Genomic DNA, 11817 nt, shown 5'->3' with positions numbered 1-11817 from the left:
CCCCATGCATCTCAAAGACCTGAAGAAGAAGAAGCCCGCCGAACTGGTGAGCATGGCCGAGGAGTTGGGCGTCGAGAGTGCGTCCACGCTCCGCAAGCAGGACCTGCTGTTCGCGATCCTGAAGGTGCAGGCCGAGAATGGCGACCAGATCATGGGCCTTGGCACGATCGAGGTCATGCAGGACGGCTTCGGCTTCCTGCGCAGCCCCGAGGCGAATTACCTCGCCGGACCGGACGACATCTACATCTCGCCCAACCAGGTGCGTAAGCACGGGCTCCGCACCGGCGACACGGTTGAGGGCGAGATCCGCGGGCCCAAGGACGGCGAACGCTATTTCGCGCTGACCAAGCTCACCAGCGTCAATTTCGACGATCCCGATGCGGTGCGCCACCGCGTCAACTTCGACAATCTGACGCCGCTCTATCCCGAATCCAAGCTGACGCTCGATCCCGCCGACCCTACCGTGAAGGACAAGTCGGCACGCGTGATCGACATCGTCTCGCCGCAGGGCAAGGGCCAGCGCACGCTGATCGTGGCACCCCCGCGCGTCGGCAAGACGGTGATGCTGCAGAACATCGCCAAGGCGATCACCGACAACCATCCCGAAGTCTTCCTCATCGTGCTGCTCATCGACGAGCGGCCCGAGGAAGTGACCGACATGCAGCGCAGCGTGAAGGGCGAGGTGGTCAGCTCCACCTTCGACGAACCCGCGCAGCGCCACGTCCAGGTGGCCGAAATGGTGATCGAAAAGGCCAAGCGCCTGGTCGAGCACAAGAAGGACGTCGTGATCCTGCTCGACAGCATCACCCGCCTCGGTCGTGCCTACAACACCGTGGTGCCGTCGTCCGGCAAGGTGCTGACCGGCGGCGTCGATGCCAACGCGCTCCAGCGGCCCAAGCGCTTCTTCGGCGCGGCGCGCAACATCGAGGAGGGCGGCTCGCTCTCGATCATCGCCACCGCGCTGATCGACACGGGCAGCCGGATGGACGAGGTAATCTTCGAGGAGTTCAAGGGCACGGGCAATTCCGAGATCGTGCTCGACCGCAAGGTGGCCGACAAGCGTATCTTCCCCGCGCTCGACGTGGGCAAATCGGGCACGCGCAAGGAAGAGCTGCTGGTGCCCAAGGAGAAGCTGTCCAAGATGTGGGTACTGCGCCGCATCCTCATGCAAATGGGCACGATCGACTCCATGGAGTTCCTCCTCGACAAGATGAAGAATTCCAAGACCAACGAGGATTTCTTCGACAGCATGAATCAATAGCCGCATGCGGCCGGCGGTCTTCAGACCCGACCCACCGGTGCAGGCTTGGTCTGCACCCTGCCACGCCTCACCACCCGCAACATGACGAAACCGTCATAGTCTTTGCGGCAAGCCGCCGAACGGCTACATGGCGGCCATGGTCATCTCCCTTCTCGCTGCTGCCGCCACCGGGCCGGGCTCGCCCGCGCTGATCTGGCAGCACATTGTCGCCGATTTTGCGAACATCGGCAGCCCGTCCGCGCTGGCCGCTTTCGTGCAGGTGCTGATGATCGACGTCGTCCTGGCGGGCGACAATGCGATCGTCGTGGGCGCGCTCGCCGCGGGACTGCCGGTCGCGGAGCGCAAGCGTGTGATCCTGATCGGCATCCTCGCCGCGCTCGTGCTGCGCATCGTCTTTGCACTCGGGGTGAGCTGGTTGCTGGGGATGATCGGGCTGATCTTCGCCGGCGGCATCCTGCTGCTGTGGGTGGCGTGGAAGATGTGGCGCGAATTGCGCCACGCCCAGGCGCATCCCGAAACCACCGCCGACGTCCGCCCCGCCAAGAGCTTCATCGCCGCCGCGTGGTCCGTGGCGATTGCCGACGTGTCGATGAGCCTCGACAATGTGCTGGCGGTGGCAGGCGCGGCTCGGGCGCATCCGGGCATTCTGATCGTCGGGCTGCTGCTGTCGGTCGCGCTGATGGGGATCGCGGCCAATCTGATCGCGCGCTATATCGAACGCTATCGCTGGATCGCCTATATCGGGCTGGCCGTGATCCTCTATGTCGCGGGCAAGATGATTTATGACGGTATGACCGACCCGCATGTCGGCATCCTGACCCTGTTCTGAGCTGCCGGAGACCGCGCGATGAAGATCACGATCGACCTCGACTGCACCCCGGAAGAGGCACGCCGCGCGATGGGGCTGCCCGATCTCACGCCGCTTCACGAACGCTATATCGCGATGATCGGCGACGCGATGCAATCCGGGATCAAGCCCGAGGCAATCGAAGCGATGATGCGCGGCTGGGCGCCGATGGGCGATGCCGGCATGGCGATGTGGCGGCGTATGTTCGAGGGTCAGGCGGGCGGCTGACCCCGTGGATACGATCTTCGCGGTTTCGAGCGGCCGTCCCCCGGCGGCGATCGCCGTCATCCGGATCAGCGGCGCGCGCGCGATGGACGCCGGACGTGCGATCGCGGGCACGCTGCCGGTGGATCGCCGGGCCGGCATGCGGCGGCTGCGCGACGCATCGGGCGGCACGCTCGACCACGGCCTCGTGCTGGCGTTCGGGGCGGGGGGCAGCGTCACCGGCGAGGATCTGGTCGAGCTTCACTGCCATGGCGGACGGGCGGTGATCGCAGCGGTGGAGACGGCGCTGGCAGCGATGCCCGGCCTGCGGCGGGCCGAGCCAGGCGAGTTCACCCGCCGTGCACTGGTTCACGGCCGGATCGATCTGGCGGAGGCAGAGGGTTTGGCCGATCTGCTCGAGGCCGAAACCGAGACGCAGCGGCGATCGGCATTGATGGCCGCGGAAGGGCAGGTGAGCCGCGCCATACGTGGCTGGATGGCTGACCTGTCGGGTCTGGCGGCACGGGTCGAGGCGTCGCTGGATTTTGCGGATGAAGCGGATGTCGGGGATGATGCCGACGCCTTGGCGGACATCGTAGCGGAGGCGCATGCGCTTGCAGCGACGATCGCCGTGGTCGCTGCGGCCCCCGCTGTGGACCGGTTGCGTGACGGAATTAGCGTCGTCATCGGCGGGCCGCCCAACAGCGGCAAATCGACCTTGCTCAACCGGCTGATCGAACGCGACGCGGCGATCGTCTCATCCATCTCGGGCACCACCCGCGACCGGATCGATGCGCCCGTGGTACGGCAGGGGATAGCGTATCTGGTGACCGACACTGCCGGGCTTACCGACCGGACCGAAGACGTGGTCGAGCAGATCGGTGTGGTGCGCGCCGGAGAAGCGATCGGTGCTGCGGACATCCTCCTGTGGCTCGCCGACGATCCGCCACCGCGCGCGGATGCGTTGTGGCTGCATGCGCGGGCCGATCTGCCGGGGCGGGGTGTGCCGCAAACAGGACAGCATCTGGTCGTGTCTGAGCATGATCCACAATCGCTCACGACATTGTGGGAGGCGATCGAGGATCGCGCCCGACATGTGTTGCCGGCTCTTGATGCATTGCCGCTCAAGCGTCACCAGCAGCAATTATGCCAAGCGGCGGCAGCGGAGCTCGAGACCATCACCACGCGCGATCCGTTGATCGTGGCGGAGCATCTGCGGCGTGCGCGGGTGCCTTTGGCAGGCTTGGTAGGCGACGATGCCACGGAAACGATGCTCGACGCGCTGTTCGGACGCTTCTGTATCGGGAAGTGACGACGTTCCACGTGGAACAATTTTGACGATCTCCGGCGCGGGTCGTAGGGCTGTGGAATGACCCAAACTTCGTTCGACGTGATCGTCATCGGCGGTGGCCATGCCGGTACCGAAGCGGCTGCGGCCGCTGCGCGGCGGGGCGCACGTACGGCTTTGCTGTCGTTCGACGTCGCGCAGATCGGCGCTATGTCGTGCAACCCGGCAATCGGCGGCCTTGGTAAGGGGCACATCGTCCGCGAGGTGGATGCATTCGACGGCCTCATCGGGCGCGCGGCGGACCAAGCCGCGATTCACTACCGCATGCTCAATCGGAGCAAGGGCGCGGCGGTTCAGGGGCCGCGCATCCAGGCAGACCGTCGCCGCTATGCCCAAGCGATCCAACAGGCGCTCGCGTGCGAGCCAAAGCTGACGATCATCGCCGCCGATGTCATCGCGCTGCTGCTTCGCCATGGCAATGTGGCTGGCGTCCGGCTTGCCGATGGTCCTGACATTGAAGCACGTGCCGTCATCTTGGCGACCGGCACCTTCCTTTGCGGCCGGCTGTTCCGCGGCCACGAGCGCGATGTCGGCGGACGGATCGGGGAACGCGCTGCCACCCGGCTCGCCGCGCAGTTGCGCGAACTGAATCTGCCGATGGGGCGGCTGAAGACCGGCACCCCGCCGCGGCTTGATGGACGGACGATCGACTGGGGGCGGCTCGCGGAACAGCCCTCGGACGCCGACCCCTGGACCATGTCGCCCATGACGCAGAGGCGTCCTCTGCCGCAGATCGCGTGCGCGATCGCGCGTACAACGCCCGAAACCCACGCGATCATCCGGGAGGCCCTGGACAGGTCGCCGCTCTTCACCGGCGCGATTGATGCGCAGGGTCCGCGCTATTGCCCCTCGATCGAGGATAAGGTGCACCGGTTCGGCGATCGCGACGGCCACCAGATCTTCCTCGAGCCTGAGGGGCTCGATGATACGACCGTCTATCCGAACGGGCTTTCGACATCCCTTCCCACGGACGTGCAGCAGGCGATGCTCGCCAGCATCGCGGGACTGGGGTGTGCCGCGATCACCATGCCGGGTTATGCCGTGGAATATGATTATGTCGATCCGCGCGCACTCGATCGCCGGCTGGCCCTTGCCGTGCTGCCAGGGGTGTTCTGCGCGGGGCAGATCAATGGGACGACAGGCTATGAGGAAGCGGCGGGGCAGGGGCTCGTCGCCGGTTTGAACGCCGCCGCCCATGCGTGCGATCTGGCGCCCGTCCAACTCGATCGCGCATCCAGCTATATCGGGGTGATGATCGACGATCTGGTCCTGCAAGGCGTGACCGAGCCCTACCGCATGTTGACGGCGCGCGCCGAATATCGGCTGGCATTGCGTGCCGACAACGCAGAGACCCGGCTGGGACCGATCGCGAGCGATGCCGGCTGCCTCTCCGAAGCCCGGCGGCGTCATCAAGGCGAGTGTGCGCAGGAGCGTGCCGCGCTTCGGCAATTGCTCGATACTCCGATGACGGCCTCTGAGGTCTCCGCACGCGGAGCGTCTGTCGGGCAGGACGGCGCGCGGCGTAGCATCTTCGACTGGCTCCGCTTCGAAGGCGTACGGCTCGATCAATTGCTCGATTGTCCGCCGGCTTTGGGCGATGCCGTCGTCGCAGAGATGATCGAAGACGCACGCTATGCGCCGTATCTCGACCGCCAGGCGGACGAGATCGCGCGGCTGCGGAGCGATGAACGAATCGCTTTGCCGGCCGATCTCCGGTTTGAGGCGATCGCCGGATTGTCCACCGAGATGATCGCGCGTCTATCGGCCGCGCGTCCGGCCTCGCTTGCGGAAGCGTCGCGGGTGCGTGGCGTGACCCCGGCGGCCCTATCTGCCGTTCTACTGCACAGCCGGCGAGCTGCTGCATGACCGAGGCCGAAGCGCGCGGCCTGGCCGTCACCATGATCGGTAACAATGCGGCGGCTCGGGTTGCTGAATTCGCGGCGATGGTGGTGACGGAAAACGCGGCGCAGAACCTGATCGCGCCATCGACGATCGAGACGATCTGGAGCCGGCACGTCGTCGATTCGCTCCAGTTGCTGCCACATGCCGAGGAGCGTTCGGGGCTGTGGATCGACATCGGCACCGGCGGTGGATTTCCCGGCATGATCGTCGCGCTCGTCCGTTCAGCGCCTATCCTGCTGGTCGAACCCCGACGGCGGCGTGCGGAGTTCCTTGAATCCTGCGCCGCAGCGCTGGGCTTGAAGCACGTCACGGTCGTTGCCGCCAAGGTGGAGACCGTCACAGATCGGCCGGCCGCGATCATTTCGGCGCGGGCGGTGGCATCCGTCGAAAATCTTTTGCACGCGGCGAAGCGGTGCGTCACACCGGCGACGCGGTGGCTGCTGCCGCGCGGCCGGATCGATCCCGCCGAGCTCGCCAGCTTGCAGAACAGGGGCACCATGTTTCACGTGGAACACAGCATCACCGATCCTGAATCGCGCATCCTTGTCATCGACGGAGCGGGCGCATGACGACCTGCATCGCCGTGGCCAATCAGAAAGGCGGTGTGGGCAAGACCACCAGCGCGATCAACCTCGCCACCGCTTTGTCCGCAACGGGGATGCATGTGCTGCTGATCGATCTCGATCCGCAGGGCAACGCATCCACCGGCCTCGGCATCGGTCAGTCGCAGCGGACGCGTTCCAGCTATGACCTGCTGGTCGGCAACGTCACGCTCGACGACACGGTGATCGCGACGCGCGTGCCGCGACTCGATCTGGTGCCGGCCACGGTCGATCTGTCCGGCGCCGAAATCGAGCTGGTGGAGTTCGATGCGCGCACCCACCGGCTCGATCGCGCGGTAAAGGGATCGAGCCGCCGTTGGGACATCATCCTGGTCGACTGCCCGCCATCGCTCGGCTTGCTCACGATCAACGCGATGGTCGCGGCAGATTCGCTGCTCGTGCCGCTCCAGTGCGAGTTCTTCGCGCTTGAAGGCCTGTCGCAACTCCTGTCGACCGTCGAGCGGATTCGCGCGCGGTTCAATCCCGGGTTGTCAATTCTGGGCGTCGCGTTGACGATGTATGATCGGCGCAACCGGCTCACCGAACAGGTGTCCACCGATGTGCGCGCGGTGCTCGGCCGCGTCGTGTTCGAAACCGTGATCCCGCGCAACGTCCGCCTGTCGGAGGCACCGAGCCATGGGTTGCCCGCATTGATCTACGATCATCGCTGTTCGGGATCGGAAGCCTATATCGCGCTCGCCCGGGAGCTGATCGCGCGGCTGCCCGAATCGGCGGAAGCGGCATGAGCGATCGTCGCGGGCGACCGGCGGGGCTCGGCAGGGGCCTCAACGCGCTGCTGGGTGAGATCGCGCGTGAACAGCCGGTCGAGCCGGGCGCCGCGCCGATGCCCGGCGTGAGGATGCTGCCCGTCAGTTCGCTGTCGCCACATCCCGATCAGCCGCGCCGCAAATTTGACGAGGCGTTGCTCGACGAACTCGCCGCTTCGATCGCGTCGCGCGGGCTGATCCAGCCGATCGTCGTCCGGCCGCACGGCCATGACTATCAGATCGTGGCGGGCGAGCGGCGTTGGCGTGCGGCGCAGCGTGCGCATTTGCACGAAGTGCCCGTCGTCATCCGCGAGTTCAACGACGCCGAAACGCTCGAGATCGCACTGATCGAGAACATCCAGCGCCAGGATCTGAACGCGATCGAAGAGGCACAGGCCTATCAGCGGCTGGCGGGTGATTACGGCCATACGCAAGAGGCGCTGGCCAAGATCGTCCACAAGTCGCGCAGCCATGTCGCCAATCTGCTTCGTCTGCTCGAACTGCCCGCCGCCGTGCAGACGCATGTCGTCGATGGCGCGTTGTCGATGGGGCATGCGCGCGCATTGCTCGGCGCGCGCGATGTGGAAGGCTTGGCCGATCAGGTCATTGCGCGGCAATTGTCGGTGCGAGAAACCGAGAAGCTTACGCGGGCAGCCAAGCCGTCGCGGGGCCCGAGGGCCGCGGACGAAGGGAAGGGCGGCGCAAGTCGGCCGGCGGGGCCCGATGCCGATATCCAGGCGCTCGAACACCAGCTCGCCGATCTACTGGGATTGAACGTGCGCATCAGCCATTCGGACAAGGGCGGCACGCTGACGCTCGGCTATTCGACGCTGGATCAGCTCGACATGGTCTGCCAGCGGCTGACCGGAGACACGATCTAGCCGCGTCGGCCCATGGCGCGCGCGATCTCCACAATCACCGATTCCGCGAGCACGGTGCCGGCATTGCCGGGCGCCATTACCGCGCGTTCGGCCTCGCGCACGCGGGCCAGGGCGCGGGCCAGCAAGGGGGCGGACCAGCGGCGCAGCGCGCGCGCGGTGCTGGCTTCCTCCTTGTAGAACACCCGGTGCCGCTTCATCACCGCGTCGGCGTTTTCGCCGCGATCGATCGCGGCGCGCATCTCGGCGAGCGCGATCAGGCGACGGCCGATCTGCCGCAACCAGGGAATGGGCGAGGTGCCGGCATCGCCCAGCAGCACCAGTTCATGCCCGAGATCGGCGGCGCGTCCGTCGATCAGCGCATCGACCGCGCGCGTGGCCTCCGAATCTCCCAAGTCCGCGCCGACCGCATCGAACGCGGCATCGTCCAGATCGGCGGGGCGATCGGGTGCCGCATCGAGGTAGAGCGCGAACTTCTCGATCTCGCGCGCGATGATCGCACGGTCGCCGCCGCTCGCTTCGGCGATCTTGTGGGCAGTGCCGCTGGCGATCCGCAGACCATGCTCGCGGGCGAGCGCGACGACGATCTGCTCGGCTTCCATCGCGCTCGGCGCGTAACAGGCGAAGGCGAGCGCATACGGCGAGTCGATCGCCAGCTTCACCAGCTTGCCGCTCGCTTTGATCGCGGGCGCGATCGCGACGACCGGGTTGCCCGCCCGATCGGCGGTCAGCAGCGCGGCAAACGCATCGAACGCCTCTTCTCCCACCGGCGTCACGCGCACGAACCGGGCATCGCCGAAGAGCGACAACGCCGCGGCTTCGTCCGCCAGCCGGGCGGGGTCGGCGCGCAGCATTGGCCCGTCCAAGTCGATCCGCTCGGCCCCGGCCCCCATCGCCTTGCTCAATCGCGCGGCGAGATCGGCGGCGCCTGCATCGTCGGGCCCGTGAAGCAGATAAAGGCGGATCTCGGCGCGGGGGCGGTCGAGCGCGGCTCGGATCTGGCTGGCGTTCGCCTTCACGGCGTCGGTTTGGCCGTCCGCCGCTGCGCATAGAGCGCCACGCGCGAGACGATCTGATCGGCGACGATCCCCGCGAGCCGCTCCAGCGCGGTGTTTTCCGCGGCGATGGTGGCATATTCCGAACCCACCACGTCGATCCCAGCATCCGACCCGGCGGTCGCGTCGAGCAGCACGGTGCCGTCCGCCAGGTTCACGAGCTGGAAGCGCGCACGGAGCGTCCGCCGTTCTCGCGTCACGCTGTCGTCCTGGCGAACGCCCAGTCCCTTGATCTCGTCATTCAGGCGCACGTCGAGCCGATAACGCGGCGTACCGTTCTCCGGCAGCCGATCGCGCAGCGCGTTGGACATGAGATAGCCCGACTTGCCCTCGATCGGCGCGACCTGCACGGCATCGAGCGCGGTCGCGACCGAGCCCGAACCGCCGCCCGCATAAAGCGGATGAAGCCCACAGCCGGGCAGCGCCAGCGCGAGCAGGATCGCCAGCCGCCTCATGCGACGATGTTCACGAGTCGATCGGGCACGACGATCACCTTTTTGGGAGCACGGCCTTCGAGCAGGCGTATGATCTTGTCCGAGGCAAGCGCGGCGGCTTCGATCTCGGTACGCGGGGCGCCCTTGGGAAAGACAAGCGTGTCGCGAAGCTTGCCGTTCATCTGCACCGCAATCGTCACTTCGTCATCGACCAGCATCGCCGGATCGACCACCGGCCAGACGGCGTCGGCGATCAGCCCGGCATGGCCCATGGTAGCCCAGGCCTCTTCGGCGACATGCGGCGTCATCGGCGCGACCAGCAGCAGCAGCGTGTGCGCCGCATCGGTGCGGTCGCGCGAGGGCGGGGCCTTCTCGATCGCGGTGGCCAGCGTGTAGAGCCGCGCGACCGCCTTGTTGAACTGCAGCGCATCGATATCGTTGCCAATATCGTTGGTCGTGCGGTGCGCGAGCTTGCGCAGCGCGATATCCTCGCCCCCTGTGGGTTCCGCCTCCTGCGCCACCAGCCGCCACAGCCGTTGGACGAAGCGCCACGCGCCCTCGATCCCCGCCTCGCTCCAAGGAAGATCGCGCTCGGGCGGGGAATCGGAGAGCATGAACCAGCGCACCGCGTCCGCGCCATATTGATCGACGATCGGTTCGGGATCGACCGTGTTCTTCTTGGATTTCGACATCTTCTCGACGCGGCCCACCATGATCGGCGCGCCCGTCTCGATCTCGGTGCCGTCGCGAACCTGTTCGGGGGCGAGCCAGCGGCCGTCCGCCGATTTGTACGTCTCGTGTGTCACCATCCCCTGCGTGAACAGGCCGGCGAACGGCTCGGCAATGTCGAGCAGCCCGATATGCTTCAGCGCGCGCGTCCAGAAACGAGCGTAGAGCAGGTGGAGGATCGCATGCTCGACGCCGCCGATATACTGGTTCACCGGCAGCCATCGCTCGGCACCGGCGCGATCAAACGGCCGGGCGTCGGGCTGGCTGGCAAAGCGGATGAAATACCAGGACGAATCGACGAACGTATCGAGCGTGTCGGTCTCGCGCACCGCCGCGCCGCCGCAGGACGGGCAGGCGACGTGCTTCCAGCTCGGGTGACGATCGAGCGGGTTGCCGGGGACCGCGAAGCTCACATCCTCGGGCAGGACAATCGGCAACTGGTCCTTCGGCACCGGCAGCGCACCGCAGGCGGCGCAGTGGATGATCGGGATCGGCGTGCCCCAGTAACGCTGGCGGCTCACCCCCCAGTCGCGCAAACGATAGACGGTAGTGCCCGTGCCCCAGCCTTCGCCCTCCGCCCGCGCGATCACCGCGCGCTTGGCGTCGGCGATGTCCATGCCGTCGAGGAAATGCGAGTTCACGAGGCGGCCGGGGCCGGTATAGGCGGCGTCGCCCACGAACACGGGCGCGTCGTCGGCACCCTCGGACACGACGCGCTTGACTGGCAGGCTATATTTGCGCGCGAAATCCAGATCGCGCTGGTCGTGCGCGGGCACGCCGAACACCGCGCCGGTGCCATACTCCATCAGCACGAAATTGGCGATGTAGACGGGCAGGCGCCAGTTCGGATCGAGCGGATGCGTGGCGGTGAGCCCGGTGTCGAAGCCGAGCTTTTCCTGCGTGTCCATCTCGGCCGCGGTGGTGCCGCCGCGCTTGCACAAGGCGATGAAGTCGGCTGCCTCGGCATTGGTTTCGGCCAGATGGCGCGCGATCGGGTGATCGGCGGCGACCGCGACGAAGCTCGAACCGAACATCGTGTCGGGCCGGGTGGTAAACACCTCGACGGTGCCGCCGTCCGACAGCGCGAAGCGGAATTGCAGGCCCTGGCTCCGGCCGATCCAGTTTTCCTGCATCAGCTTGACCTTGTCGGGCCAATGTTCGAGCGCGCCCAGGCCGTCGAGCAGTTCGTCCGCGAAGTCGGTGATCTTCAGGAACCATTGCGACAGCTTGCGCCGCTCGACGAGCGCACCCGATCGCCAGCCGCGGCCGTCGATCACCTGTTCGTTGGCGAGCACGGTCATGTCGACCGGGTCCCAATTGACCGCCGATTCCTTGCGATAGACCAGGCCCGCCGCGAACAGGTCGAGGAACAGCGCCTGTTCGTGGCCGTAATAATCGGGCTCGCAGGTGGCGAGTTCACGGCTCCAGTCGAGCGCGAAGCCGAGCCGCTTCAACTGCGCCTTCATCGCCGCGATGTTGGCGCGCGTCCAGTTGCCGGGATGGACGCCCTTTTCCATGGCGGCGTTTTCGGCGGGCATGCCGAACGCGTCCCATCCCATGGGATGAAGCACCTCCATGCCGCGCATCCGCCGATAGCGCGCCAGCACGTCGCCCATCGTGTAGTTGCGGACGTGCCCCATATGGATCTTCCCCGAGGGATAGGGGAACATCTCGAGCACATAGCTGCGCGGCTTTGCGGACGAATCGTCCGCGGCGAAGGTCTGGCGCTCGTCCCAGACCCTCTGCCAGGCCGCGTCCGCCTTCAGCGCGTTGAAGCGCGACGCCATGGG

The 11817-nt window shown here is 66.6% G+C and carries 11 protein-coding genes; 8 read left to right on the top strand and 3 right to left on the bottom strand.

Annotated elements, in window-relative coordinates; genetic code table 11:
• Window positions 1-4 precede the first annotated feature (4 nt).
• The 8 genes from rho (at window position 5) to L8H00_RS10665 (ending at window position 7812) form a co-directional block, all read left to right on the top strand.
• The gene (gene rho, locus L8H00_RS10700; RefSeq protein WP_242097299.1) at window positions 5-1261 is read left to right on the top strand and encodes a transcription termination factor Rho; all 1257 of its coding nucleotides are present in this window, start codon (window positions 5-7) and stop codon (window positions 1259-1261) included.
• A 136-nt stretch (window positions 1262-1397) separates the two neighbouring features.
• Window positions 1398-2090 carry a TerC family protein gene (locus L8H00_RS10695; protein WP_242097501.1) on the top strand — a complete coding sequence of 231 codons (693 nt, stop codon included), beginning with the start codon at window positions 1398-1400 and terminating at the stop codon, window positions 2088-2090.
• 18 nt (window positions 2091-2108) lie between these two features.
• Window positions 2109-2336, top strand: a complete 228-nt coding sequence (locus L8H00_RS10690) for a DUF6489 family protein (RefSeq protein WP_242097298.1) — start codon at window positions 2109-2111, stop codon at window positions 2334-2336.
• A gap of 4 nt (window positions 2337-2340) precedes the next feature.
• Window positions 2341-3624: a tRNA uridine-5-carboxymethylaminomethyl(34) synthesis GTPase MnmE gene (gene mnmE / locus L8H00_RS10685; RefSeq protein ID WP_242097297.1), complete on the top strand. Its 1284-nt coding sequence runs from the start codon at window positions 2341-2343 to the stop codon at window positions 3622-3624.
• A 57-nt stretch (window positions 3625-3681) separates the two neighbouring features.
• Complete coding sequence (gene mnmG / locus L8H00_RS10680) at window positions 3682-5526, top strand: tRNA uridine-5-carboxymethylaminomethyl(34) synthesis enzyme MnmG (protein ID WP_242097296.1); 1845 nt, start codon at window positions 3682-3684, stop codon at window positions 5524-5526.
• Window positions 5523-6131, top strand: a complete 609-nt coding sequence (rsmG, locus tag L8H00_RS10675; protein ID WP_242097295.1) for a 16S rRNA (guanine(527)-N(7))-methyltransferase RsmG — start codon at window positions 5523-5525, stop codon at window positions 6129-6131. Before mnmG ends, rsmG begins: the two co-directional genes overlap by 4 nt.
• Window positions 6128-6910, top strand: coding sequence for a ParA family protein (locus tag L8H00_RS10670; protein ID WP_242097294.1), 783 nt, complete (start codon window positions 6128-6130; stop codon window positions 6908-6910). Before rsmG ends, L8H00_RS10670 begins: the two co-directional genes overlap by 4 nt.
• The gene (locus L8H00_RS10665) at window positions 6907-7812 is read left to right on the top strand and encodes a ParB/RepB/Spo0J family partition protein (protein WP_242097293.1); all 906 of its coding nucleotides are present in this window, start codon (window positions 6907-6909) and stop codon (window positions 7810-7812) included. The genes L8H00_RS10670 and L8H00_RS10665 overlap by 4 nt, the downstream gene beginning before the upstream one ends.
• Here L8H00_RS10665 and holA read toward each other — a convergent pair.
• The 3 genes from holA to leuS are packed head-to-tail and all read right to left on the bottom strand — an operon-like array spanning window position 7809 to window position 11814.
• The gene (gene holA / locus L8H00_RS10660; RefSeq protein ID WP_242097292.1) at window positions 7809-8828 is read right to left on the bottom strand and encodes a DNA polymerase III subunit delta; all 1020 of its coding nucleotides are present in this window, start codon (window positions 8826-8828) and stop codon (window positions 7809-7811) included. The two genes, L8H00_RS10665 and holA, sit on opposite strands and share 4 nt — an antisense overlap.
• Entirely contained in the window at window positions 8825-9319 is a 495-nt protein-coding gene (gene lptE, locus L8H00_RS10655) for an LPS assembly lipoprotein LptE (RefSeq protein ID WP_242097291.1), read from the bottom strand. Before lptE ends, holA begins: the two co-directional genes overlap by 4 nt.
• Window positions 9316-11814 carry a leucine--tRNA ligase gene (leuS, locus tag L8H00_RS10650; RefSeq protein WP_242097290.1) on the bottom strand — a complete coding sequence of 833 codons (2499 nt, stop codon included), beginning with the start codon at window positions 11812-11814 and terminating at the stop codon, window positions 9316-9318. Before leuS ends, lptE begins: the two co-directional genes overlap by 4 nt.
• Window positions 11815-11817: the final 3 nt, after the last annotated feature.

This window comes from Sphingomonas sp. CROZ-RG-20F-R02-07, from assembly GCF_022662335.1.
In the GTDB taxonomy this organism is placed as follows: domain Bacteria; phylum Pseudomonadota; class Alphaproteobacteria; order Sphingomonadales; family Sphingomonadaceae; genus Sphingomonas.
The sequence above is the reverse complement of the archived record's forward strand: the minus strand, read 5'-3'. Positions and strand labels throughout refer to the sequence as shown.